Genomic DNA, 26,304 nt, shown 5'->3' on the forward strand with positions numbered 1-26,304 from the left:
CAATCGGCCTGCTGCACGTGAGCAGTCCGACGAAAAAGGTCAATTTCAGTCCTGCTTGAGGACCCAAAGCAGCTCGTGCCGACGTACGGCCTTACGGAAAAATTCGTTCTCACCGTAAGGCGATGGACCGCGCCCTGCCAGCCATTGCTGCAACAGGCGACGCACCCGGCGCTTGAACGGTGCGCGCGGCTGTAGGTCATGCATCATGCCCAATGCCATGGCCTTGTCCCGCTGCTGGCTCAGGCTCAGTAACCGGCAGTAGGGCTTGAGTACCTGGGCATGGTCGAACTGTGGCGGCAACGCTACGCCGGCGCCGGCGTCGCCCATGGGCCAGCGGTCGTTATCATGCAAGTGGTTGGCATAGCCAAGCAATGTGCTCGGTTGCCATGCCAGCCCGTGCAAGGCTTGCACGACGGCTTCATGTGCGCAGATGTGGTCCGGGTGCGGGTCAAGCACTGGGGTCGGCATGACGATGACCTCGGGGCGAGCTTTAAGCAGCAACTCCCGCAGGTCAGCAATCAGGTTGTTCCAGGTCGGAGCGCCATCCACATCGCTGGGCAGTGCCAAGCTGTTGAACTGGCGGAACACACGAGTATCGTCCAACTGCGCTTCGCGGGACGGCTGGGGCTGGTCCGGCGTAGCGCGCATGGCTGGCAATTGCAGGCAGAAGTACCCCAATTGAACGCACTGCGCTTCTGGCACCCCGGCCCAACGTGGCACCGCGATACTGTCCCAAGCGCGCAAACGCCCTTTGAGCTGCGCCGCTTCGGCCTTGGGCAAGCCCATTTGCTGATAGTGCTCGGCCTCGATCTCCCCCGCCGTCAAGGTCACGATCCAGCTTTCATGCGCCTGGCCATACAAACCAAACGCCGCCAGTTCCGCGTCGTCGGCATGGGGCGCGATCACCATCACCCGCTGGCCTGCAGCGTCCGGCTGGCGGAACACCCACAGCACCGGCCGACCGATCACCCGACAATGGCAGCCACGCAAGCGCAACTCACCGCCGAGCAACGCCTGCGCCGAGCCCGTGAGATTGAGGTAGCGTGTGCCAGCCACACCGCGTTCGAACGCTTGACGATCAGGCTGCTCGCTTGCCGACAGCTCAACCGCAGGGTCCAGAAAGCGGCCCAGCCAGTTGCTTTTGAGTTGTACCTGGACGATCAGCGTTTCGTCACCGACCAGTTCCACGGTCTCCTGAAGCACCAGGCGTCCGCCCTCCAGGCTTAACGCCAACTGCTGGCTGTCGGGGGCGAAGCGGTATTGGTAGTCGTCCTTGGGCGAATAGAAAAGATGGTCGGCAAACCAGGCTTCATGCGCCACCCACAGCAGCACCGCCAGGATCAGCGGCAGCCACCAAGCCACCAGCACGCCGCACACGATCAACGCCAGCGCGCCAATCAACAGCACCATGCGCTTATTGCGCCGATGACGTTTGAGCAGTTGCTGTTTGCGGCTCATAGGCTGAACACCGGCACCGGGTTGCACCAGCGCTCTTTGTACTCACGGTCGGCGCGGCCGAACGAAAAACGCAGCGGCTTATCCACTGCACGAGCCTGTTCCCAGGCGCTTTGGGTGTTGAGGAAGCTCAATACGCTCCCAGGGCTGAACGCGCGGGTTTCGGGGTCAACCCCACCATTGACGTACTCGACGCTGATCCACTCGGGCGACTCGACGCGATACACCAACTGCACGGCGATCGGCGCATCGTTGAGAAACAGCACCGACCCGATCAGAAACTCTTCGAGCAGCGCCAGCACGTCAGCCAAACGCTCCGCCCCGGTCGCCGGGAAACCCCAACGACGCTGGAACAGATCGCAATAAATCGCCGCCAACTCGGTGCTGGAAAACTCGCTGACCGCACGCACCACACCGCCCGCCTCCTCCAGCAGTCGCAATTCGCGGCGCTGGTTATAGCGAAACTTTTTCGACAAGTCTTCAGGGGTGCGTGCCATGGCCAATTGCTCAACCTGAGGCTTGAGCGTACTGACACGCCCTTGATTCAGGGCCGACAGATAGCGCCCGCGATGGCGCACCGCCAGCTGCGCATCAACGGCAATCGGCAGAATGATCTCGGCATTGCCCAGATCGAACAGGCCTTTCTTGCCGCTGCGCTTGAGCACGTCTTTGGACAGGGCGAGGTCGCGTCCCCAAGTGGCTATCGCGCCCTTGAGTTCGCCGCCCTGCTGCCAGCCCAGGTAACGCACCGGAATTCGCGCCAGGTCGGCCAAGCGCTCCACGACCTGCGGATGGGTCGCGACGCTGCCACCGAAGCGCTGCCAGGCTTGAGCGTAAACCTCGGCCTCTACAGGCTGCCAGCCGCCACGTTCACGCCATGCCTGGAGGCGATTCAGCATTTAGACCACAGCGTCATAAGGATCCACACCGTCCTTGACCACGAGGATGTCTTCCATGATCAGGTATTGCAGGTCGGAGCCGAAGAACATGTTCAGCGCGTCGGTCGGCGAGCAGATCATCGCTTCGCCACGGCGGTTGAGCGAGGTGTTCAGGGACACGCCGTTGCCGGTCAGTACTTCCAGCTCTTTCATCATGTCGTAATAGCGCGGGTTATATTCGCGCTTGAGCACCTGGGCGCGGGAGGTGCCATCTTCATGGACCACTTCCGGCACGCGGGTCTTCCACTCTTCAGCCACTTCGAAGGTGAAGGTCATGAACGGCGCCGGGTGATCGACCTTGATCATTTGCGGGGCCACGGTGTCGAGCATCGACGGGCAGAAAGGCCTCCAACGCTCGCGGAATTTGATCTGGTGGTTGATGCGGTCGGCCACGCCGGTGGCGCTCGGGCAACCGATGATCGAACGACCGCCCAGCGCACGCGGGCCAAACTCCATGCGGCCCTGGAACCAGGCCACCGGGTTGCCGTCGACCATGATCTTGGCGATGCGCTGGGGCATGTTTTCGATCTTGCGCCAGTTCGGCTTGCTCTCGTGCTTGGCGCACGCGGCAATCACATCTTCGTTGCTGTAGGACGGGCCGAGGTAGACGTGTTCCATCTTCTCCACCGGCACACCACGAGCGTGGGATACATAGGCGGCCGCACCGACGGCGGTGCCGGCATCGCCGGACGCAGGCTGCACGAACAGCTCTTTCACGTCATCACGGGCGATGATTTTCTGGTTCAGTTTGACGTTCAGCGCGCAGCCGCCGGCGAAGGCCAGCTTGCCGGTATCCTTGAGGATGTCGCCCAGGTAATGGTCGATCATCTGCAGGGCCAGCTTCTCGAACAGCGCCTGCATGCTGGCGGCGTAGTGGATGTACGGCTCGTCGGCGATGTCGCCTTCGCGCTTGGGCCCCAGCCACTCGATCAGTTTCGGCGAGAAGTAGAAGCCCTTGCCCTTCTCTTTGTAGCGGCGCAGGCCGATGACGTTGGCGTAGTCGGTGTTGATCACCAGCTCGCCGTTTTCAAAGGAAGCCAAACGCGAGAAATCATATTTGCTGGCATCGCCATAAGGCGCCATGCCCATGACCTTGAATTCGCCGTCGAGCATCTCGAAACCGAGAAACTCGGTGATCGCGCCGTACAGGCCGCCTAGGGAATCCGGGTCGTAGAATTCTTTGATTTTGTGGATCTTGCCGTTCTCGCCGTAGCCGAAGAACGTGGTGGCGTACTCACCCTTGCCGTCGATGCCAAGAATCGCGGTTTTTTCCTGAAAGCCCGAGCAGTGGTAGGCACTGGAGGCGTGAGCCAGGTGGTGCTCGACCGGCTCGATCTTGATCTTCTTCGCATCGAAGCCCAGTTGCTCCAGGCACCACACGATCTTGTTGCGGTAGCGCTTGTAGCGGCGGTTGCCCATCAGGATCGCGTCGAGGGCGCGGTCCGGGGCGTACCAGTAACGCTTGGCGTAGTGCCAGCGCGCCTCGCCGAACAGGCTGATCGGGGCGAACGGAATCGCCACTACGTCAACGTCGGAAGGCTTGATGCCGGCCTGTTCCAGGCAGAACTTCGCCGATTCGTAGGGCATGCGGTTCTTTGCATGTTTGTCGCGTACGAAGCGCTCTTCTTCGGCGGCCGCGATCAGCTTGCCGTCGATATACAGGGCTGCGGAAGGATCATGGCTAAGGGCGCCGGACAGGCCAAGAATCGTCAATGCCACAGGGGTCTAGCCTCTTTTAGTCTGCATGCAGGCGGGTCGCGCCTGAAAAAAGTGTGCCTCCCGCGCGGGCGGGAAACAGCTAAAGGGCGGGATTATAGCGTAAAAGCAGTGGGAAGCTGTTAGCGGCAAGCGGCAAGTGGGCCTAGCGGTAGATCTCGATGCTGCCGTCTTTGTTCTGGCGGTAGATCGTGTAAGGCAGGACCAGGGTGTCCAGCACGCCGGACCCCAGGAATTCGATGGCGATGATCGGTAGAGCGTTGCCGCTACTGTTCGACAGGCTTGGATCGTTCAGGCTTCTTTCAGGCTTGGGTTCACCGTTGAGCGTACAAAACCCGTACATCACGCCGCTGTAGATGCGCGGCACGTTTTCGCAATGGCTGCGCGAGTCCTTGAGATTCTGACTGGCCACGGCGTCGGGGCGGAACACGGTGTTGATCGTGCCGCAACCGGCCAATGCCAGTATCGCGACCAGCCAGATGACCCTCGATAGATGCCGCATGTCCGCTCCTTTGATCTATTTACTCAGGAACAGCCACGCTAGCACCGCCCGCCATGTAGTCCCAGTACGGACGTGTCGATTAGCCGCGTAGGAAGATTCCCGAATGATAAAAATCGCCCGACTCACTAAACTCGCGCCCCTTTGCGCGTTTACTTCCCAAGCGCCACTGATTTTCGGCCGATTGATGAACCACCTCACCCGCTTTACCCTGCTGCTGCCCGGCCTGCTTGCCCTGTGCGACACCGCCCAGGCAGACGACACTGTTCTGATCCTCGACCCCAGCGTCGTCACCGGCTCGCGCAGCGCCAGCCCGACGTTTGAGCTGCCGTATTCCGTGGACGGCATCAGCCGCGAACAGATCAGCGACGGCCAACTGGGCATCAATGCTTCCGAAGCCCTGGCCCGCGTGCCCGGCCTGGTGGTGCAGAACCGCCAGAACTACGCCCAGGACCTGCAGATTTCCTCACGCGGCTTTGGCGCCCGTTCGGCGTTCGGCGTGCGCGGCCTCAAACTCATCGCCGACGGCATCCCTGCCAGCACCCCAGACGGCCAGGGCCAAGCCGCCACGTTCAACCTCGACACCGCCGAACGCATCGAAGTGCTGCGCGGCCCGGCAGCGACCCTGTACGGCAGCAACGCCGGCGGCGTGATCCAGATGTTCTCCCGCGACGGCGAAGGCCCACCGCGCATTGGCGCCGAAACCCTGGTAGGCAGCGACGGCTTGAGCAAAAACCACCTCAGCGCCGAGGGCGCGACCGACGGCGCCGGCTTCGTGCTGGATGCCTCGCGCATGGACACCGACGGCTACCGCGATCACAGCAGCGCCCGGCGCGACCAGACCTTCGCCAAACTCAATGTCCAGCCCGACGACGACAGCAAACTGGCGCTGATCTACAGCAGCCTGGAACAAAACGGCACGCAAGATCCGCTAGGGCAGACGTGGGCCGCCTACAAAGCCGATCCACGCTCGGTAAGCGCCAACGCACTCACGTACAACACGCGCAAGAGCATCGACCATCAGCAATTGGGGATGAATTACGAACGGTATTTCGGCGATGCGACATTGCAGGTAAATGGGTATACGGGGCGGCGCAGCGTGATTCAGTACCTGTCGATCCCCGACAAGTTCGCCAGTGGCGCGACAAACCCTGCCAATACACGCGGCGGTGTGGTGGCATTCGACCGCACGTTCTACGGCGGCTCCATCCACTGGCTGCAACCCATCACCAGCGCCCCGGGCGACCTGACCCTGATTGCCGGCCTCGACTACGACCGCAGCGAGGATGACCGCCAAGGCTATTCCAACACCCTCAACGGCGTGCATGGCGTCAAAGGTGCGTTGGGCCGCGATGAAGTCGACACCGCTACCAGCCTCGACCCATTCGTACAAGCCAACTGGCTGCTGGGCGACTGGACTCTGCAAGCCGGCGTACGCCATAGCACCATGAAGATGGAGGTGGATGACCATTTCCTCAGCGACGGTGACGACAGCGGCAGCAAGACCTACCAGAAGAACACTCCGTCGGTCAGCGTGATGTATGCCTTCACACCCGACCTGCACGGTTATGTGAGCGCCGGCAAAGGCTTCGAAACCCCGACACAAGCGGAGTCGGCGTATTCCAGCGGTTCAAATGGTTTCAATTTCGCGCTCAAGCCATCGGTGAGTACGCAATATGAAGTGGGCCTGAAAGCACGGGTCGGCGAGGACACCCGCCTTAACGCTGCGGTATTCCAGATCACCACCGAAGACGAGTTGGTGGTCCAGCAATCCAGCGGCGGGCGCACCACTTACCAAAACGCCGGGCGCACCCTCCGCCGTGGCTTCGAGCTGGGCATCGAAAGCCAGCTGACGCAACAGTGGAGCACCCAACTCGCGTATACGCGCCTGCAAGCCACCTACGACAGCGACTTCACGGGCGGCGGCAACCCCGTGGATAAAGGTAACTACCTCCCCGGTGTACCGCAGACCACGCTGTTTGCCGAGCTGAACTGGAAACCGCGAGACTGGGTCAGCACCGCCATCGAAGGGCTGTACCGCAGCAAGGTCTACGTCGAAGACACCAACCAGCAACGCGCCGCACCGGCTTACAGCGTGTTCAACTGGCGAGCGCGCTTCGAGCAGAAGGCCGAGCACTGGACCTTCCATCAGACCCTGCGCCTGGACAACCTGCTGGACCGTCAGTACGTCGGTTCGGTGATCGTCGGCGACAGCAACAACCGCTACTACGAAGCCGCGCCTGGCCGTTCGTGGTACGCCGGCGCCGGCGCCGAGTATCAATTCTGATGGTCAGAGCGATCAGCTGGGTTGCTTGGGCAACCGCTGGTCGATCAGTTGATATAACGCACTGTCCTGCGGCCAGTTGCGCATAAACCGCGCGCGGTCCTTGGCGTAGGCCGGGGCGAAGCTGGCGAGACTGCGGTGCTGGCACATCGCGTCGAGATCAATCAGGGCCCAACGGTCTTCGTGCCAAAACAGGTTATGGCCCTTGAAATCCCCGTGGCTGATGCGCTCGCGGATCAGCTCGGCGAATAAATGATCCAGCGCCTGCAATTCATTTTCCGGCGCGTCGCCGTGTTCAACGTAGGGCGCGAAACGCTCGATGATGTCTGGGCCCGGCAGGTATTCGGTGATCAGGTACGCACGGCTGCGCAGCCAGAGAAAGCGCTTCTCCAACACCGCCAGCGGCTTGGGCGTGGCGATGCCGAGGAAGGCCAGGCGATTGCCTTCGCGCCAGGAATGCCAGGCGCGGCTCGGGCGCCAAAAACGCTTGAGCCAATGGGCGAAGCCCTTGATGTTGTAACGCTTGATCACCAGCGGCCGACCGGCCACCTCGACTTTGGCCACACTGGCCGCACCGCCGGTCTTGTACAAATGGCCCTGGTCCAGCAATACATCGGCCTGCTCCAGCACCGGCAGCATTGCGGGCACTTCCTCGCGCCTGATCGCGCGCAAGGCAAAAGCACCGCGCACGACGCTAAACAGCGTGCATTCGCGGCCAACCTTTTCCAGAAAGTCCTTCAAACGCCAGGCACTGACCTTGCGTACTTGTTTTTCCAGGGCTTCCAGGGGCAAGGCATGTTCGCTGTTGCTCAGCAGGTAATACACCAGCAACTCTTCGGTAAACGGCTCAAGATTCTTCGGCAATTGCGCAAAAAACACCCCGAGGTTTTCCAGCACCCGGTTGCGCGACAGCGGCTTGCCGGCTTCTTCGACGCGAATTCCGGCGCCATCGATCAGGTACAACTTGCCGTCCTTGCGCAGCAGGTTGTCCAGGTGCAGGTCTTCCTGCCACAAGCCTTTGGCGTGCATCTGCGCAATCGCGCCCAGTGCTTCGGCGAGCACCGCGGTTTGTTCATCAGCCAAGGGCGGCAAACCTTCGACCGCCTGCCAGGCATCGGCCAGGCTTTCGGCACCCTCGATAAACTCGAACAGCAACCAGCCACCCTCGCCTTGCTGCAAACCGTCGGCAAGCAGCAACGGCGTGGTCAGACCCTGTTCGGCCAACAGGCGAACACCGCTGAGCTCACGCTGAAAATGCCGCGCCGCCTTACTACCTACCAGCAACTTGGCCAGCACTGCGCGACCGCGCCAGACGGCCGCGCCGACATAGCGCTCGCCCGGCAACACGCGCAACAGGCTCAACAGTTGCAGTTGACCGGGGCCGGCGGCGTCCGCCAGGTCCAGGGTCAGGGGCAGGCTCGGGGTGCGGCCGGCGTTTTTCAGCTCCGACAGACGCATCAGCGCTTCTCCTTATGGCTGCGCCGGGTCGTCAGGCGTTGCAGCCAAGTGGCGACCTCTGCGCTGTCTTCTGGTTGGTCCAGGTAGGCCGCCAGCAGCTGGCGCACCTGTGCGTCGGACCATTGCGGGGAACGGCGCAGCAACGGCTCCAGGTCCTTGACCCGATCCCGCCAGCCAAACAACAACGGGCGGGTTTTCTCCAGATCGATCAACTGCGCGGCATAACCGTCGCCGGTGGCCTGCAGGAAAATATGCTTGGGGTAGAAACAGCCATGCACCTGGCCGACGCCGTGCAGCCGGCGCGCCAGTTCGCCGCACGCCCGCAGAATAGCGCGGTGCTGGGCATCGCTGAGCGAAGGCCACTGCTCAAGCAGCGAATCCAAGTCGTTCCAGCCGTCAAGGGCACGGGTCAGCAGCATCGCGCGGTACTCGCCGGCCACTTTGCGTTCGCCATAGAACGCCGCCTGCAAGGCCGGGATACCCAACGCGCGGTAACGGCTGATATTGCGAAACTCGCGGGAGAAACTCGGCTCGCCCAATGGGCGATGAAGGCTGCGGGTCAGGTAGTTGCTCTGACGCTTGAGGTAATACCCCTGCCCCTCCAGCTCCAGGCGAAACACGCTGCTCCAGCCGCCGCGACTGGTGTTCGGTTCGTCCACTGCGTCGAGCTGTTTGGCCCACAAGGCGTCGAACGTGGCCAGACCGTTGCGTTCCAACAAAACCCGGTCTTCAGCCGCCACAAAATCACTCATTCGCGCCCCTCAAAAAACTTCACCACATGGCGAATACGCTGTTTGTCCGATGCACTCAGGTGCTGGCGCTGACGGTATTGCAGATAGAACCGCAGGCGCTGAGTGGCCGACAGGTGATATTTGGCCACCTTGTCCAGGCAGGCCAGATCCTTGGTAATACGGTACTTGAGCCAGAACCCGCGCCAGAAATCGCCGTTGGGGCAATCGATCAGGTACAGGGTCTGCTGGTCGTCGATCAGCAGGTTGCGCCACTTCAAATCGTTATGAGTAAAGCGGTGATCGTGCATGGTGCGGGTGTATTCGGCGAGCTGGCGGCTGACCCCATCGACCCAGCGCGGATCGCGCAGACGGGGGTCGTTGCGATCGGCCAGCGCCGACAGGTCTTCGGTCTTGGGCAATTCACGGGTGATCATCGCGCCGCGATCATAGGCCAGGCCTTTACGCTCCAAGCCCCAGGCCACCACATCGGCGGTGGGAATGCCCCATTTGGCAAAGCGCTTGAGGTTCTGCCATTCGGACTTGACCCGCGGCTTGCCCAGGTAGCGACGCAAGCCCTTGCCGGCGCCGACGTAGCGCTTGACATAATAATTGACCCCACCGCGCTCTACCCGGATCACTTCGGACAACGGATCGCGGGTCAGCCGCTCGCCTTGCAGGGCGAACACCGCGTCGAGGCTGCCAAAGTCATCCGCCAGGCCGGCATAGGCCGGTTCCAGGTTCCAGCCCGCCATCAGAGCGCATCCCCGTATCGCTGTTTACGCGCGTAGAGTTTGTCGGCCTTGCCTTGCAGCCACTGCAACAAAGCGCTTTCTTCGGCCAGGATCTGGCGCAACGGCTGCTGGAAGTAGCCCTTGAGGAACCGCAGCTTGTCGCGACGGGTCAGGCCGATGTCCAGCGCCGAGAAGTACAGCGCGGCCAGGTCTTTGTTGCGCCAGCGCAGGCTGATTTTCGGCCGGGTCTGGGCACGGTGCAGGTCGATCACCGACAACTTGAAGCGATCAGGCGTGATCGGCGTGTCGGTGTGCAGCAGGAAGTGGCAGATATAGCAGTCACGATGGTTCACCCCGCCGCGATGCATCATGCCGGTCATGCGCGCCACTTCGGCGATCAGCGCGCGCTTGAGGCGCGGCTGCGGTGGCTGCTTGACCCAATCAATGCTGAAGTCTTCCAGGCTGACCGTGGGCGCCAGCTCTTCGGTGATGATGAACGAGTGCTGGTCCGCCGGGTTGCTGCCGCGCTCGCCGTAGGCCACGGCGGTCATGGTCGGCACGCCGATTTCCTGCAGGCGCTGGATCGCCAGCCATTCCTGCCCGGCGCCGAGCACCGGCAGCTTGGCGGTGACCAGGTTCTTGACGATCTCACCCCAGCCGATGCCCCGGTGGATCTTCACAAAGTAGCCACGGCCGTCCACCTCGGTGCGCAAGGTGCGTCGGGCTTCCAGTTCGCGGTACACCTCGCCTTCCAGCCGCTCTACTTCGGCGAACGCATCGCGTCCGGCCCAGAGGCTCTTGAAGGGTTCGGCAAGCATCAACTTCATGGCTTTGGCTCCGCCAGAATCACATCCGCAGCCTGCTGCGGCATGCTGTAGAGGTCGGCCGTCTCAGCGAAAGCCAACCCGTTGCGGCTCCAGGCCGCGCGCTGTGCAGAATCGGTCAACATGCGCGCCAGGTACTGGTTCAACTGAGCCTGTTCGAACGGCTCATCCAGCACCAGGCCGCTGTCGGCCTCGGCAATGTAATGGGCATAACCACACACCGCCGAGACCAGTACCGGCAACCCGGCCACCAGCGCTTCAAGCAGCACGGTGCCAGTGTTTTCGTTATACGCCGGGTGGATCAACAGGTCGGCGCCCAGCAGGAAACGCGGGATATCGCTGCGCCCTTTAAGAAACTGCACGTTATCGCCCAGCCCCAATGTGGCGCTTTGCAATTGGAATACTTTGGGGTCGTCCTGGCCGATTACAAACAGACGCGTGCGTTTTTTCAGCTCCGAGGGCAACGCGGCCAGCGCCTTGAGGCTGCGGTCGACGCCCTTGGTCTTGAAGCCGGAGCCGATCTGCACCAGCAGCAGGTCGTCCTCGCCCAGGTTGAATTCCTTGCGGAACCCTGCGCGGATTTCGGCGGCGTTCGGCGGTGCGCGACGGTCCTGGGCGATGCCCGGCGGCAGCAGATGAAAGCGCTCCACCGGGGTGTCGTAGTACTTGATGAACAGCGGCTGCTGCACTTCGGAAATCATCAGGATTTCGGTCTTGGCGTCCTTGGCGAACACCGCACGTTCGTATTCGGCGAAGTGGCGGTAACGACCAAAACTGCGGTACAGCGAATGGCGCAGGTTCTGTGCTTTGTCTTCAAAACAACCGTCGGCAGCGTAGTACACGTCCAGGCCGGGCATCTTGTTGAACCCGATCAAACGGTCCACCGGGCGCTTGGCCAGGTCGGCCTCCATCCAGGCACTGAGTTTTTCGTTGCGCCGATGGTTGAAGAACGCTTTGACCGGCGCCACCAGCACTTCAAAACCGGGCGGAATATCGCCCTCCCAGATCAGGGTGTAGACGCGAATCTGATGGCCGCGCCGCTGGCACTCCAGGGCGATGCGCATGAAGTCACGCTGCAGGCCGCCGAAGGGGAAGTATTTGTACAGAACAAAAGCCAGTTGCATCAGTGCAGTTCCTCAGCCAGTAACAACGTGCTCAGTCGGCTTGCCACACGCTCAGGGTTCAGGCGCGTGAAGCACAGGGGCGATTCGCGCGCGATGTCGAATCGACGCAGGTCGTCGGCCGTCGGTTGATAGGTACAGTGTTTTTGCAGGCACGGCGCGCAGGACCAATCGCTGGCCAGGTGAATCTGCGCCTTGCCGTAGGCGCCGGTCAGGCCCGGATTGGTGGGGCCGAACAGGGAGATGGTCGGCACATCCAGCGCCGCCGCCAGGTGCCCCAGGCCGGTATCCACCGCCACGCAAGCGCGGGCGCCGGCCAAAACGCGAGCCACGCCGGCCAGGTTCAACTTGGGCAATACTTCGGCGTTCGCCAGGCCTTGAGCCAGGCGTTCGGCGCGGGCTTTTTCCGTGGCGTTGCCCCAGGGCAGCTTCACGTCCACGCCCAGGCGCCCCATGCGTTCGGCCAGCTCGCGCCAGTAGGCTTCCGGCCAGTGCTTGGTGTCCCAAGTGGTGCCGTGCAGCAGTAGCACGAAGGGCTTTTTCGGTGGCAGGCCGAGCAACTTGTCGACGCTCAGGCCGTAGTCGCCCAAGCCTTTGGGCAAGTCATAACCCAGGGCCACGGCGAACAACTGACGCAAGCGTTCCACCGCGTGCTGCCCACGAGCCACGGCCAGACGTCGGGAGTAAAAACGCGCCGCGATGGGTTCACGGGCGGAGTTTTTATCAAAGCCGGCCACTGGCGCCCGTACGTAACGGGTCAGCCAGGCGCTTTTGAACAGGCCCTGAGCGTCAATCACCAAGTCATACTTGGTCGCCTGGATGCGCTGCTTGAAGCGCCGCCATTCACCGCTCTTGAAGGTTTGCCAGAGGTTCTTGCGCCAGCGGCGGATCGCCACCGGGATCACCTTGTCTACCGCTGGGTGCCAGGTGGGGATTTCGGCAAAGCCCTCTTCCACGACCCAGTCGAATTGAATGCCGGGGATCGCCCGCGCCGCATCGGTCAGTGCCGGCAAGGCGTGGATCACGTCGCCCAGGGATGAGGTCTTGACTACCAGTACCCGCAACTCAGTGAACCTCGACCACGTCGCCCTGCAACCGCTGCAAGGCTTCGCTGACCGACTGCGGCAACAACTGGCGCAGGCAATTGTAGTGGCCGAAACGGCAGGTGCGCTCGAAACACGGGCTGCAATCGAGCCCCAGGCGCACCACTTCCACTTTGTCGGCCAACGGCGGGGTGAAGCCCGGCGAGGTGGACCCATACACCGCCACCAACGGGCGGTTCAGCGCCGCGGCCACGTGCATCAGGCCGGAGTCGTTGGACACCACCGCATCGGCGCAGGACAGCAGGTCGATCGCCTCGGCCAGCGAGGTGTCGCCGCTCAGATTCACCGCCTCTTCGCGCAGGCCCGGGATCAGACGCTGGCGGATGTCTTCGCCCACCGAGTGGTCGTTCTTCGAGCCGAACAACCATACTTGCCAGCCTTCGCGGATCTTCATCTCAGCGACCTTGGCGTAATGCTCCGAAGGCCAGCGCTTGGACTCGCCGAACTCGGCGCCGGGGCACAGCGCCAGCACCGGGCGATCCAGGCTAAGGCCGAACTTGGCCAGCGCCGCGTCGCGGGTGACCGGGTCAATCCGCAGGCTCGGGCGCGGATAGGGTTTGGGCAACTCGGCACCCGGCGCGTACGCCAGCGCCATAAAGCGTTCGATCATCAGCGGATAGCGGGTTTTGTCCAACGTGCGCACGTCGTTGAGCAGCACATAGCGAAATTCGCCGCGCCAGCCGGTGCGCTTGGGGATGCCGGCAAAGTACGGCACCAGCGCCGACTTGAGCGAATTGGGCAGCAGGATCGCCTGGTCGTACTCGCCGGCCATGGATTTGCCGATGCGACGACGGGTCGCCAGCTCCAGGGCGCCGTGGCCGAGCGGAAAGCTCAAGGCCTTGCGCACTTCGGGCATGCGCTCAAGGATCGGCCGGCTCCACTCAGGGGCGAGCACGTCGATCTGGCAATCTGGATGGCGAGCGCGCAGGCACTGGAACAGTGTCTGTGCCATCACCATGTCACCGACCCAACTGGGCCCAACGATCAGAATATTCATGTAGTTTCCACAAACGATGCGGGGAGGCTTATGCCTCCCCGCCCTAATAGTGTCTTCAGCTCAATCCCAGTTCCTGCCAGATTCGCATCACCTGGCGCCGCTCCTCGACGAACTGATCCCCGGCCACCGTACCGGCCTCGTTCTGCAAGGCCTGACGATGCGCGGCGGAACGGTAGGCTTTATACACCTCACGCAGCAGATGGGCATCGGCGGCGGGCATCAACCCCACCTGCTCCAGACCTTCCAGAATGCGGATATTGTCGGTGTAGCGCAGCAACGATGGATGTTGCGCAGACCACGCCAAAGCCGCGTATTGCACCATAAATTCAATATCGACGATACCTCCGGCGTCCTGCTTGAGGTCGAACAGCGCCGTGGCTTCGAAGGCATTGGCGCCCGTGCCGGCCGCAGTGCTCTTGGTGCCCAGGTTGTCGCGCATCTTGGCGCGCATCTCGCTGACCTCCTGGCGCAGCGTCGCCAGGTCACGCTCGCGCCCCAACACCCTGGCCCGCACTTGCTCGAACGCCTGGCCAACGTCCTGGCTACCGACCAGCACGCGGGCGCGGACCAACGCCTGATGTTCCCAGGTCCAGGCTTCATTTTGCTGATAGCGGTCGAAGGCCCCCAACGAACTCACCAACAGCCCGGATGCGCCAGACGGGCGCAGGCGCATGTCCACTTCATATAACTGGCCGGAGTTGGTCTGGGTCGTCAGCAAATGAATGATGCGCTGACCCAGGCGCGTAAAGAACTGCGCACCGTCGATCGGCTTGGCGCCATCGGTTTCGGCATGCGGGTCGCCGTCGTGGATAAACACCAGGTCCAAGTCGGAACCATGCCCCAGCTCGATGCCGCCGACTTTCCCGTAGCCGACAATGATGAATCCAGGATCGCACAAGGTGCCGTCCAGCCGTTGCGGCGAGCCGTGGCGCGCCACGGTCTGGCGCCAAGCCAGGGCGAGGACCTGTTCGAGGATGGCCTCGGCGAGCCAGGTCAGGTAATCGCTGACTTTCATCAACGGCAGGCTGCCGGCGATTTCCGAGGCGGCCACACGCAGGCGATGCGCCAACTTGAAATGGCGCAGGGCTTCCATCTGCTGTTCAAGGTCATCTTCGGGGATGCGTGTAAGGCGTTCGCGCAGTTCGGCGGCCAGTTCCGGCGCCAACGGCGGCTTGAACAGGCGCCCTTCATTGAGCAATTCATCCAGCAACAGCGGGAAACGCGTGATCTGCTCGGCGATCCAGGGGCTGGCGGCGCACAGGGTCAACAGGCGACGCAGGGCGTCAGGGTTTTCGGTGAGCAGCACCAGATATGCCGAACGCCGCGCGACGGCTTCGACCAGCGGCAACACGCGCTCCAGCACCAGGTCCGGGTTGGCATGCTCGACGGCCTGGGCCAGCAGGCGCGGAATAAACGCATCCAACCGTTCACGGCCCAGGCGCTGCATGGCGCGCAGTTGCGGGCTGCCGCGCAGGCTGGCCAGGGCTTTGAGTGCCTTGGGTGCATCGGTGAAACCGCCTTCGGCCAACTGCCGGCAGGCGGCGTCTTCGTCCTGGGACTCTTCCCAGAGCGGCAACCACTCACCGCCTACCACCAGCTCGCTTTCTTCGCCTTCATCTTCATCCGGGTCGGCGATCACTTGGCGAAAGTGCCAGTCAATCCGGCCACGCCAATACATCAGGCGCTCATGGAACGCGGCCCAATCGGCAAAACCCAACATAAAGGCAATGCGCGCCTGATCCTGCGGACTGTCGGGGAGCATCTGGGTCTGGCGATCGGCAATCGCTTGGATCGCATGCTCGGTGTAACGCAGGAACTCATAACCGTTGCGCAACTCGGCGATCACCGCCGGCGGCAGGTAGCCCTGGCCCTCCAGAGTGCCGAGCACTTTAAGCAATGGGCGCTGCTGCAAGCTCAAGTCGCGGCCGCCGTGGATCAGCTGGAACGCCTGGGCGATGAATTCCACTTCGCGAATGCCGCCCGAGCCCAGCTTGATGTTGTCGGCCATGCCTTTGCGCCGCACTTCCTGCTGGATCAGTTGCTTCATGGTGCGCAGCGCTTCGATGGCGGAAAAATCCAGGTAACGCCGGTAAACGAACGGCCGCAGCATGTCGAGCAATTGCGCGCCCGCCACCTGATCGCCAGCCACCACCCGCGCCTTGATCATGGCGTAGCGCTCCCAGTCGCGGCCCTGGTCCTGGTAATACTGTTCCAGCGCATTGAAGCTCAGTACCAGCGCACCGGCCGAACCGTATGGGCGCAAACGCATATCAACGCGGAAGACAAAGCCGTCGACCGTCATCGGGTCGAGCGCCTTGATCAATTTTTGACCAAGGCGGATGAAAAATTCCTGGTTATCCAGCGCACGCTTCACCCCCACGGTTTCGCCGCCTTCGGGGTAGGCGAAGATCAGGTCGATGTCCGACGAGAGGTTCAGCTCAACCGCGCCGAGCTTGCCCATGCCGAGGATCACCATGTGCTGGGCCTCGCCGCTGCGGCGCCCGGTGGGCGTGCCGAATTGCACACAGTGGCGCTGGTACAGCCACTGGTAGGCTTGGTCGATGCTGGCGTCGGCCATATCGGATAGGTCGCGGCAGGTTTGCACCAGATCGGCCTGGCGCGTCAGGTCACGCCAGATAATGCGCACTTGCTGGCGGGTACGCTGGCGACGCAGCACACGGCCCAGCTCATCTTCTGTTTCGGCTTGTTGCACCGCGCCAGCAATTTGCCCGCATAGCTCGCCAGGTGCGAAACCACGGTCCAGCTCGCCCCAGGCCGCCAGTTCGAGCAACATCAAAGGGTCACGAAGGCTCTGTTCAATAACGAAATCACTGGCGGCGCACACCCGGGCGAAGTCGGCCCAGCGTTGCGGCGTCCATTCAGAAAGGCCATGATCGTCATCCAGCGCGGCCACTGCGTCACGAAATGACTGCTCGGCCCGCTGGGCAGCTGGGAGCAGAATGGCCGGCAATTCGGCCAGCGTTGGAAGGCTCATGGTCTATCCTTGGTCGGCGCGTAAAAGGCTTGTAGCGAGACGTGCAGGCACCACGCTGAATGAAGGACTGTCGAACAAAAGTTAGAAATAGCTGAAAACACTTTAATTTTGGCAGGCAACATTAAACTTCTACCTTTTCTTGTTCGCAAAAGATCAACAATAACGATTATGCTCACCAGCCAGACCGAGCCATACGCTCAGTCTTGTGTAGTTTTACTACTCGTATATACATTCGAAAGGCTGAAATGGCCGACGATTTGTAGTAAAACTACAGGACGCCGAAGCAACCTTCGGCCATCCAAGAATTTATGTCGTCTGCCCACAAGGCCAGTCGCAAACTTCAGGCAACCGATTCTGGTAGCCTTTCCGCCCTGGAGCAAGCCATGCAAGACCTCGATCCCGTCGAAACCCAGGAATGGCTGGACGCCCTGGAATCGGTTCTCGACAAAGAAGGCGAAGACCGTGCTCACTACCTGATGACCCGTATGGGCGAACTCGCGACCCGCAGCGGCTCGCAACTGCCTTACGCCATCACCACGCCATACCGCAACACCATCCCCGTTACCCACGAAGCACGCATGCCTGGCGACCTGTTCATGGAACGCCGCATTCGCTCGCTGGTACGTTGGAACGCCATGGCGATGGTAATGCGCACGAACTTGAAAGATTCGGACCTGGGCGGTCACATCTCCAGCTTCGCTTCCAGCGCAACCCTGTATGACATCGGCTTCAACTACTTCTTCCAGGCCCCGACCGACGAACATGGCGGCGACCTGATCTACTTCCAGGGCCACACCTCCCCAGGCGTTTACGCCCGTGCGTTCATGGAAGGCCGCATCAGCGAAGAACAAATGAACAACTTCCGCCAGGAAGTCGACGGTCAGGGCCTGTCGTCCTACCCGCACCCTTGGCTGATGCCGGACTTCTGGCAGTTCCCGACCGTATCCATGGGTCTGGGCCCGATCCAGGCGATCTACCAGGCGCGCTTCATGAAGTACCTGGAAGCCCGCGGCTTCATCCCTGAAGGCAAGCAAAAAGTCTGGTGTTTCCTGGGCGACGGCGAGTGTGACGAGCCGGAATCCCTGGGCGCCATCTCCCTGGCCGGCCGCGAAAAACTGGACAACCTGATCTTCGTCATCAACTGCAACCTGCAGCGCCTCGACGGCCCGGTTCGCGGCAACGGCAAAATCATCCAGGAACTCGAAGGCGTGTTCCGCGGTGCGCAGTGGAACGTGACCAAAGTCATCTGGGGCCGTTTCTGGGACCCACTGCTGGCCAAGGACGTCGACGGTATCCTGCAACGTCGCATGGACGAAGTCATCGACGGCGAGTACCAGAACTACAAAGCCAAAGACGGCGCGTTCGTGCGTGAACACTTCTTCAACACGCCTGAACTCAAGGCGATGGTTGCCGACCTGTCCGACGACGAGATCTGGAAGCTCAACCGTGGCGGCCACGACCCGTACAAGGTCTATGCGGCATACCACGAAGCGGTCAACCACAAAGAACAACCGACCGTCATCCTGGCCAAGACCATCAAGGGTTATGGCACCGGTGCCGGCGAAGCGAAAAACACCGCGCACAACACCAAGAAAGTCGATGTCGACAGCCTGAAGTTGTTCCGCGACCGTTTCGACATCCCGGTCAAGGATGAAGAACTGGAGAACCTGCCGTTCTTCAAGCCGGAGCCGAACAGCGCCGAAGCCCGCTACCTGAGCGAGCGCCGCTCCGCACTGGGCGGTTTCGTGCCACAGCGCCGCGCCAACAGCTTCAGCGTACCGACGCCTGACCTCAGCACCCTCAAGGCCATCCTTGACGGTTCGGGCGACCGTGAAATCTCCACCACCATGGCCTTCGTGCGGATTCTCGCGCAGCTGGTCAAGGACAAGGACATCGGCCCGCGCATCGTCCCGATCATCCCGGACGAAGCCCGTACCTTCGGTATGGAAGGCATGTTCCGTCAGTTGGGCATCTACTCCTCCGTCGGCCAGCTCTACGAGCCAGTCGATAAAGACCAGGTGATGTTCTACAAGGAAGACAAGAAGGGCCAGATCCTCGAAGAAGGCATCAACGAAGCGGGCGCCATGAGCTCCTTCATCGCCGCCGGTACTTCGTACTCCAGCCATAACCAGCCGATGCTGCCGTTCTACATCTTCTACTCGATGTTCGGCTTCCAGCGCATTGGCGACCTGGCCTGGGCAGCGGGCGACAGCCGTACCCGTGGCTTCCTGATCGGCGGCACCGCCGGCCGTACCACGCTGAACGGCGAAGGCCTGCAACACGAAGACGGTCACAGCCACATCCTGGCTGCCACCATCCCGAACTGCCGCACCTTTGATCCAACCTACGGCTACGAGCTGGCGGTGATCATCCAGGACGGCATGAAGAAGATGACCGAAGAGCAGCAGGACGTTTTCTACTACATCACCGTGATGAACGAGTCCTACCAGCAGCCAGCCATGCCGGCCGGTGTCGAGGAAGGCATCATCAAGGGCATGTACCTGCTCGAAGAAGACACCAAGGAAGCGGCCCACCACGTCCAACTGATGGGCTCCGGCACCATCCTGCGCGAAGTGCGTGAAGCGGCGAAGATCCTGCGTGACGAATTCAACGTCGGCGCCGACGTGTGGAGCGTTACCAGCTTCAACGAACTGCGTCGCGACGGCCTGGCCGTAGAGCGCAGCAACCGCCTGCATCCGGGTCAGAAACCAGCGAAGAGCTACGTCGAAGAATGCCTGGCCGGCCGCAAGGGCCCGGTCATCGCCTCTACCGACTACATGAAGCTGTTTGCCGAACAAATTCGCCAGTGGGTCCCGTCCAAGGAATTCAAAGTCCTGGGCACCGACGGTTTCGGCCGCAGTGACAGCCGTAAGAAGCTGCGTCACTTCTTCGAAGTCGACCGTCACTTCGTGGTGTTGGCAGCCCTGGAAGCCTTGGCTGACCGTGGTGAGATCGAACCCAAGGTGGTGGCTGACGCCATCGTCAAGTTCGGGATCAACCCGGAAAAACGCAACCCACTGGACTGCTGAGGAGACTTTTTGTGAGCGAACTCATTCGCGTACCTGACATCGGCAGCGGTGAAGGTGAAGTAATCGAGCTGTTTGTGAAGGTCGGCGACACCGTCGAAGCCGACCAGAGCATCCTGACCCTTGAATCGGACAAGGCGAGCATGGAAATTCCTGCTCCCAAGGCCGGTGTGGTCAAGAGCCTGAAGGTCAAGCTGGGCGACCGCCTGAAAGAAGGCGACGAACTGCTGGAGCTGGAAATCGAAGGTGCCGCCGATGCGGCGCCTGCGGCGGCCCCTGCTGCCGCTGCCGCACCCGCGCCGGCCGAAAAGCCTGCCGCCGCCGAGGCCCCAGCAGCACCGGCCCCGGCCGCTGCACCGGCTGCCGCCAGCGTTCAGGACATTCACGTTCCGGACATCGGCTCGTCGGGCAAAGCCAAGATCATCGAGCTGCTGGTCAAGGTCGGCGACACCGTCGAAGCCGATCAGTCGCTGATCACCCTGGAGTCCGACAAGGCCTCCATGGAGATCCCATCGCCGGCTGCCGGCGTGGTGGAAAGCATCGCGGTCAAGCTGGAAGACGAAGTCGGCACCGGTGACTTCATCCTCAAGCTCAAGGTACAAGGCGCCGCGCCTGCCGCAGCTGCTGCACCGGCCGCGGCGCCGGCTGCCAAAGCTGAAGCCGCGCCGGCTCCGGCTGCTGCACCCGCACCGGCTGCCAAAGCCGAGGCCGCACCAGCCCCAGCCGCTGCCGCGCCTGCGCCAAGTGGTGCCAAGGTTCACGCTGGCCCGGCCGTGCGTCAGTTGGCCCGTGAATTCGGCGTTGAGCTGAGTGCCGTCGCGGCCACCGGCCCTCACGGTCGCGTGCTGAAGGAAGACGTGCAGGCTTACGTCAAAGCCATGATGCAAAAGGCCAAGGAAGCGCCAGCTGCCGGCGGCGCGACCGGTGGTTCGGGCATCCCGCCGATCCGTACCGTGGACTTCAGCCGCTTCGGCGAAACCGAAGAAGTGCCGATGACCCGCCTGATGCAAATCGGTGCGGCAGGTCTGCACGCCAGCTGGCTGAACATCCCTCACGTCACTCAGTTCGACCAGGCCGACATCACCGACCTGGAAGCATTCCGCGTTGCGCAGAAAGCCGTGGCCGAAAAGGCTGGCGTCAAGCTGACCGTACTGCCGCTGCTGCTCAAGGCCTGTGCGCACTTGCTCAAGGAACTGCCGGACTTCAACAGTTCGTTGGCGCCAAGCGGCAAGGCGATCATTCGCAAGAAGTACGTGCACATCGGCTTTGCCGTCGACACGCCTGATGGCCTGCTGGTGCCGGTCATCAAGAACGTTGACCAAAAGAGCCTGCTGCAACTGGCTGCCGAAGCGGCTGCACTGGCCGCCAAGGCCCGCGACAAGAAGCTCACCCCGGACGATATGCAGGGTGCTTGCTTCACCATCTCCAGCCTCGGCCACATTGGCGGTACTGGCTTCACGCCAATCGTCAACGCGCCGGAAGTGGCGATCTTGGGTGTGTCCAAGGCCACTATCCAACCGGTTTGGGACGGCAAAGCGTTCCAGCCGAAGCTGATGCTGCCACTGTCGCTGTCCTACGATCACCGTGTGATCAACGGCGCCGCCGCTGCACGCTTCACGCAGCGCCTGAGCCAATTGCTGAACGACATCCGCACCATTTTGCTGTAAGCCGTAACGGGCCTTCTTTTACTCGGAAGGCCCGTTTGCATCGATTTCCGAGCGCCACGCTCGTACCTCAACCCCGCCACTTGGCGGGGCTTTTTTTGCGCGTCCAACGGCAAAAATTGGACAGAGAGAACAGGTTTGTACACCTTCTGTCAGCACGACTGTAGAAATCGCCCACGCGGCCGATAACCCCCATATAGCACTTAGCCTTCATCCTCTCTTGTCAGCCCGCGCCGCATGATGCAACCTTGCCGCAGGCAACAGAAAAGAGGGCGTGAGCCCGGCGCCGTGCGCGTTATTTCAAGTGAGTTTCCCCCATGAAAAGCCAACCCGATGTCGCCCGTACGGCGGCCGAGGTAGTCACGCAATTACCGGTGCCTTCGCGCCTCGGTATGCTGCGTTTCGAGCGGCTTAATGAGGCAAGCTGGGCCCTGCTCTACCTCGACCCCAACTGCGAGCGCCAATTCGGTCTGCCGGCGGTCGAATTGTGTGCCCTGATCGGCACCCCCTACGCCAGCCTGATGGAGCCCCAGGCCCGCTATCAATTGCACGACAACATCCAGCAGCAGTTGACCCTGAGCCCCCACTATCTGGTGCGCTATACCCTGCACACCAACGACGGCCCTCTAAGCCTGCTGGAAATGGGCGAAGCCTATAAACAACACAATCGTCATCTGTTGCGCGGTTACCTGATGGTGGTCGACGGGCTGTTTAGTGAAGTGCCTTCGCCCCTGCCCTCTTCGGACGACCTGGAGAGCCAGAACAGCCGCCTGCAGATCGCCCTGGAACTCAACCAGCGGGCCCAGCAGGAACAATTGCAGCACCTGGAACGGGTGCGCGCCCAGCAGGAGCTGATCCTGCTGCTGGCCCGCCAACGCTACACCGCCAACAATTCGCTGCAGGAAGCCGCCGAGCTGATCACCCGCAGCGCCTGCGAAATCTATCAGCTCGACTGCGCCAGTATCTGGAACCTTGAAGGCCAGCGCCTGGTGCCGATTTCGGCCTATCACCGCGCCGACCAGCAGCACCATTTGCCCGACCCTATCGACGCCAGTTGCTTCCCGGATTATCTGGAAGCCTTGCACACCAGCCGCGCCATCGATGCCACCAACGCCATGCGCGACCCGCGCACCCGTGAAATGGCCGAAAACCTGCGCGCCAAAGATATACACGCCATGCTCGACGCCAGTATCCGCGTCGATGGCCAGGTGGTCGGCGTACTGTGCCTCGAACAGGGCGGCAGTTCCCGCGCCTGGCAGGCCGACGAAATCGCGTTTGCCGGCGAGCTGGCAGACCAGTTTGCACAAGTGATCAACAACCATAACCGCCGTACCGCCACCAGCGCCCTGCACCTGTTCCAGCGCGCGGTGGAGCAAAGCGCCAACGCCTTCCTGCTGGTCAATTGCGACGGCGTAGTGGAGTACGTCAACCCCAGCTTCACCGCGATCACCCAATACAGCGCCGAAGAAGTCCACGGCCACCGCCTGGCGCAGTTACCGGCCCTGGAGAACCTCAGCGAATTGTTGTTCGACGCGCCGTCGAGCCTGGCCAAGAGCAACAGCTGGCAGGGCGAGTTCAAGAGCCGCCGCAAGAACCTGGAGCCCTACTGGGGGCAGTTGTCGATCTCCAAGGTATATGGCGACAACCGTGAGCTGACGCACTACATCGGCATCTACGAAGACATCACCCAGACCAAGCTGGCCCAGCAGCGCATCGAGCGTCTGGCGTACACCGACAACCTGACCAACCTGGGCAACCGCCCGGCGTTCATCCGCAACCTCGACGAACGCTTCGCCCGCGACAGCGACAGCCCGATCAGCCTGCTGCTGGTGGATATCGACAATTTCAAGCGCATCAATGACAGCCTCGGTCACCAGACCGGCGACAAGTTGCTGATCAGCCTGGCCCGGCGCCTGCGCAACAGCTTGACCAGCAGCGGCAGCCTGGCGCGTTTTGCCAGTAACGAGTTCGCGGTGCTGCTGGATGAAACCGATCTGGAGGCCGGTCAACAAGTGGCCAGCCAGTTACTGGCGACCCTCGACAAACCGATGTTCGTCGACAACCAGTTGATCAGCGTTACCGGCTCCGTGGGCCTGGCCTGCGCGCCGCTGCATGGCCGCGACCCGCAGACCCTTATGCGTAACGCCGGCTTGGCACTGCATAAGGCCAAAGCCAACGGCAAACATCAGGTGCAGGTGTTCACCGAGGCCCTCAATGCCGAAGCCAGTTACAAACTGTTCGTCGAAAACAACCTGCGCCGCGCCCTGACGCAGAACGAGCTGGACGTGTTCTATCAGCCAAAGCTGTGCCTGCGCAGCGGTCGCTTATTGGGCATGGAGGCGTTACTGCGCTGGAACCATCCGGAAAAGGGCATGATCCGCCCGGATCAGTTCATCAGCGTGGCCGAAGAGACCGGCCTGATCATCCCCATCGGCAAATGGATCGCCCGCCAGGCCTGCCGCATGAGCAAGCAACTGAGCGCTGCCGGCCTGGGCGACTTACAGGTGGCGATCAATCTGTCGCCCAAGCAGTTCTCCGACCCGGATCTGGTAGCCTCGATCGCCACAATCCTCAAGGAAGAAGAGTTGCCGGCCAACCTGTTGGAGCTGGAACTGACCGAAGGCCTGCTGCTGGAAGCCACCGAAGACACGCGCCTGCAACTGGACCAGTTGAAGAGTCTTGGCCTGACCCTGGCCATGGACGACTTCGGCACCGGTTACTCGTCCCTCAGTTACCTGAAAAAATTCCCCATCGACATCATCAAGATCGATCGCAGCTTTATCCACGAGATCCCGGACAACCAGGACGACATGGAAATTACCTCCGCCGTGATCGCCATGGCGCACAACCTCAAGCTCAAGGTGGTCGCCGAAGGCATCGAGACCGCCGAGCAACTGGCCTTTCTGCGGCGGCACCGCTGCGATGTTGGCCAGGGGTACCTGTTCGATCGGCCGATCCCCGGGGCAGAGCTGCCGGCGATGCTCAAACGCTACCCGCGCGGCCCAATCGCCTGACATCGCTGTAACACTCGGGCACACTGGCTGTCTGAATTTTTACCATCACTCAACCTGACGAGAGGACTGATCATGGTCTTGCGCTCGGAAATTCTGGTGAACAAAAACGTGCTGCCTACTCAAGAACAAGCATTGCCTGGTCGTGACACCCCGATGAGCCTGCCAGAGACGCATTTCGTCAATGGCAACCCATTACTGGGCCCATTCCTCGATGACGTAGGCTTTGCGATCTTCGGCCTGGGTTGCTTCTGGGGCGCAGAACGCAAATTCTGGCAGCGCGACGGCGTGGTCAGCACCGTGGTGGGTTATGCCGGCGGCTTCACGCCCAACCCGACCTACGAAGAAGTGTGCTCCGGCCTGACCGGCCACAGCGAAGTAGTGCTGGTGGTCTATGACCAAGCCAAGGTCAAGTACGAAGACCTGCTGAAGATGTTCTGGGAATTGCACAACCCGACCCAGGGCATGCGCCAGGGCAACGACATCGGCAGCCAATACCGTTCGGTGATCTACGCGACCACACCGGAACAACTGGAGGCTGCAAAGGCCAGTGCCGAGGCGTATCAGGCCGAACTGAACAAGGCCGGCCTGGGCCAGATCACCACCGAAATCGACCAGGCGCCGACGGTGTATTTCGCCGAGGCGTATCACCAGCAGTACCTGGCGAAAAACCCGCAGGGCTATTGCGGCATTGGCGGAACAGGCGTGGTTTGCCCGATCTGACGTTCGGAGCGGCAAGCTGCAAGTGGTGTTTTCTGCTCTCACTTGCAGCTTGAAGCTTGCAACTCACAGCTACTCAGCTATAAGCCAATCCATCTGCCACCCGCCCTGGGTCTGACCCAGTTGCTTGGACAGCCACGGCAACAGCTCACGCAGTTCTTCCTCCAAGCCCCATGGCGGGTTGGCAATCGCCAGGCCCGAGCCGGTCAGGGTGTTGGGCGTGTCCAGGGGATGCACCAGCAGTTCCACGCGCAGCAGTTTCGGCGCCCCCGTGCCGGCCAGGTCCTGATAGAAGCGACGCAACATGCGCTGGTCCTTGACCGGGTACCAGATCGCCGCCACGGTCTGGCGCATGCGGCCGACCGCCTCCTTGAGGGATGCCGCGCAGCGTTGCATCTCGTCGAGTTTTTCGAACGGCGGGTCGATCAGCATCAACGCGCGTTTTTCCGGCACTGGCAGCAACGCTCGCGGCACATGCCAGCCTTCGCCCAAATGCACTTTGACCCGACGGTCGCCCTTCATGTTGTCCTTGAGCAACACACCGTCTTCGGGGTGTTTTTCATTGAGCAGCACACGGTCCTGCGGGCGCGTGAGGCGTCGGGCCAGCTCCGGCGAACCGGGGTAGTAGCGCAACTGGCCGTCCGGGTTCATCTCGTGCAGCACGCGCATGTAGTCGGCGGTCAGCGGCGGCAGATCGTTCCGGCCCCATAGGCGCGCGATGCCTTCGAGGTATTCGCCGGTACGGTTGGCCTGATCGCCCTGCAGGTCGTACAGGCCGATGCCCGCGTGGGTATCGAGGTAGGCAAACGGCTGCTCCTTGCGCGACATCAGGGCGATGAGGCGGGTCAAGGTCAGGTGTTTGAAGACATCGGCGTGGTTGCCGGCGTGAAAGGCGTGACGATAATTCATGGTTGCTCCTGCGCAGGGGGCGAAGTTTACCTTCTACACGGGCAAAGGTGCAGGGCGGCATGCCGGGCGGTGCTTATGCCCTAAAAGCAGGGAGCGGACTGAAAAAAATCTAAATGTCTCCA

General features: G+C 61.8%; 18 protein-coding genes. 5 read left to right on the top strand and 13 right to left on the bottom strand.

What is annotated here, in order from left to right; genetic code table 11:
• Positions 1 to 45 precede the first annotated feature (45 nt).
• The 4 genes from ABX75_RS02735 to ABX75_RS02750 form a co-directional block, all read right to left on the bottom strand.
• Positions 46 to 1,458: a PIG-L deacetylase family protein gene (locus tag ABX75_RS02735; protein WP_047881421.1), complete on the bottom strand. Its 1,413-nt coding sequence runs from the start codon at positions 1,456 to 1,458 to the stop codon at positions 46 to 48.
• Positions 1,455 to 2,354, bottom strand: coding sequence for an antimicrobial resistance protein Mig-14 (locus tag ABX75_RS02740; protein WP_047881422.1), 900 nt, complete (start codon positions 2,352 to 2,354; stop codon positions 1,455 to 1,457). Before ABX75_RS02740 ends, ABX75_RS02735 begins: the two co-directional genes overlap by 4 nt.
• The gene (locus ABX75_RS02745; RefSeq protein WP_034111484.1) at positions 2,355 to 4,112 is read right to left on the bottom strand and encodes a carbamoyltransferase; all 1,758 of its coding nucleotides are present in this window, start codon (positions 4,110 to 4,112) and stop codon (positions 2,355 to 2,357) included.
• A 142-nt stretch (positions 4,113 to 4,254) separates the two neighbouring features.
• Positions 4,255 to 4,611 carry a YceK/YidQ family lipoprotein gene (locus ABX75_RS02750; RefSeq protein WP_034111482.1) on the bottom strand — a complete coding sequence of 119 codons (357 nt, stop codon included), beginning with the start codon at positions 4,609 to 4,611 and terminating at the stop codon, positions 4,255 to 4,257.
• A 184-nt stretch (positions 4,612 to 4,795) separates the two neighbouring features.
• Between ABX75_RS02750 and ABX75_RS02755 the strand changes: the two genes are divergently transcribed.
• Positions 4,796 to 6,895 carry a TonB-dependent receptor gene (locus ABX75_RS02755; RefSeq protein ID WP_047881509.1) on the top strand — a complete coding sequence of 700 codons (2,100 nt, stop codon included), beginning with the start codon at positions 4,796 to 4,798 and terminating at the stop codon, positions 6,893 to 6,895.
• Between the two features lie 12 nt (positions 6,896 to 6,907).
• Here the strand turns inward: ABX75_RS02755 and ABX75_RS02760 are convergent, their stop codons facing one another.
• Genes ABX75_RS02760 through glnE form a run of 8 tightly spaced genes read right to left on the bottom strand, consistent with a single transcriptional unit; the run spans position 6,908 to position 16,852 of the window.
• Positions 6,908 to 8,350: a lipopolysaccharide kinase InaA family protein gene (locus ABX75_RS02760; RefSeq protein WP_047881423.1), complete on the bottom strand. Its 1,443-nt coding sequence runs from the start codon at positions 8,348 to 8,350 to the stop codon at positions 6,908 to 6,910.
• Positions 8,350 to 9,102 (bottom strand): lipopolysaccharide kinase InaA family protein, encoded by a 753-nt coding sequence (locus ABX75_RS02765; RefSeq protein WP_047881424.1) that lies wholly within the window; start codon positions 9,100 to 9,102, stop codon positions 8,350 to 8,352. Before ABX75_RS02765 ends, ABX75_RS02760 begins: the two co-directional genes overlap by 1 nt.
• Complete coding sequence (locus ABX75_RS02770) at positions 9,099 to 9,833, bottom strand: lipopolysaccharide kinase InaA family protein (protein ID WP_047881425.1); 735 nt, start codon at positions 9,831 to 9,833, stop codon at positions 9,099 to 9,101. The genes ABX75_RS02765 and ABX75_RS02770 overlap by 4 nt, the downstream gene beginning before the upstream one ends.
• Complete coding sequence (gene rfaP, locus ABX75_RS02775; RefSeq protein WP_034095557.1) at positions 9,833 to 10,639, bottom strand: lipopolysaccharide core heptose(I) kinase RfaP; 807 nt, start codon at positions 10,637 to 10,639, stop codon at positions 9,833 to 9,835. Before rfaP ends, ABX75_RS02770 begins: the two co-directional genes overlap by 1 nt.
• A complete protein-coding gene (locus ABX75_RS02780) occupies positions 10,636 to 11,760 on the bottom strand; it encodes a glycosyltransferase family 4 protein (RefSeq protein WP_047881426.1) in 1,125 nt (374 codons plus the stop codon). The genes rfaP and ABX75_RS02780 overlap by 4 nt, the downstream gene beginning before the upstream one ends.
• Complete coding sequence (gene waaC / locus ABX75_RS02785) at positions 11,760 to 12,821, bottom strand: lipopolysaccharide heptosyltransferase I (protein WP_034095555.1); 1,062 nt, start codon at positions 12,819 to 12,821, stop codon at positions 11,760 to 11,762. The genes ABX75_RS02780 and waaC overlap by 1 nt, the downstream gene beginning before the upstream one ends.
• 1 nt (position 12,822) lies before the next feature.
• Positions 12,823 to 13,857, bottom strand: coding sequence for a lipopolysaccharide heptosyltransferase II (gene waaF / locus ABX75_RS02790; RefSeq protein ID WP_034095554.1), 1,035 nt, complete (start codon positions 13,855 to 13,857; stop codon positions 12,823 to 12,825).
• A 55-nt stretch (positions 13,858 to 13,912) separates the two neighbouring features.
• Positions 13,913 to 16,852, bottom strand: coding sequence for a bifunctional [glutamate--ammonia ligase]-adenylyl-L-tyrosine phosphorylase/[glutamate--ammonia-ligase] adenylyltransferase (gene glnE, locus ABX75_RS02795; protein WP_034111476.1), 2,940 nt, complete (start codon positions 16,850 to 16,852; stop codon positions 13,913 to 13,915).
• Between the two features lie 383 nt (positions 16,853 to 17,235).
• Between glnE and aceE the strand changes: the two genes are divergently transcribed.
• The 4 genes from aceE (at position 17,236) to msrA (ending at position 25,276) form a co-directional block, all read left to right on the top strand.
• Positions 17,236 to 19,881 (top strand): pyruvate dehydrogenase (acetyl-transferring), homodimeric type, encoded by a 2,646-nt coding sequence (gene aceE, locus ABX75_RS02800; RefSeq protein WP_003187985.1) that lies wholly within the window; start codon positions 17,236 to 17,238, stop codon positions 19,879 to 19,881.
• An 11-nt stretch (positions 19,882 to 19,892) separates the two neighbouring features.
• Positions 19,893 to 21,545: a dihydrolipoyllysine-residue acetyltransferase gene (gene aceF / locus ABX75_RS02805; RefSeq protein ID WP_040265826.1), complete on the top strand. Its 1,653-nt coding sequence runs from the start codon at positions 19,893 to 19,895 to the stop codon at positions 21,543 to 21,545.
• A 314-nt stretch (positions 21,546 to 21,859) separates the two neighbouring features.
• Complete coding sequence (locus tag ABX75_RS02810) at positions 21,860 to 24,556, top strand: bifunctional diguanylate cyclase/phosphodiesterase (RefSeq protein ID WP_047881427.1); 2,697 nt, start codon at positions 21,860 to 21,862, stop codon at positions 24,554 to 24,556.
• 72 nt (positions 24,557 to 24,628) lie between these two features.
• Positions 24,629 to 25,276: a peptide-methionine (S)-S-oxide reductase MsrA gene (msrA, locus tag ABX75_RS02815; RefSeq protein ID WP_034095550.1), complete on the top strand. Its 648-nt coding sequence runs from the start codon at positions 24,629 to 24,631 to the stop codon at positions 25,274 to 25,276.
• A 69-nt stretch (positions 25,277 to 25,345) separates the two neighbouring features.
• Here msrA and ABX75_RS02820 read toward each other — a convergent pair whose 3' ends face one another.
• The gene (locus ABX75_RS02820; RefSeq protein WP_034111472.1) at positions 25,346 to 26,182 is read right to left on the bottom strand and encodes a 23S rRNA (adenine(2030)-N(6))-methyltransferase RlmJ; all 837 of its coding nucleotides are present in this window, start codon (positions 26,180 to 26,182) and stop codon (positions 25,346 to 25,348) included.
• Positions 26,183 to 26,304 lie beyond the last annotated feature (122 nt).

Origin of the sequence: Pseudomonas sp. ARP3 (assembly GCF_001029595.1) — a bacterium.
Classification (GTDB): domain Bacteria; phylum Pseudomonadota; class Gammaproteobacteria; order Pseudomonadales; family Pseudomonadaceae; genus Aquipseudomonas; species Aquipseudomonas rhodesiae.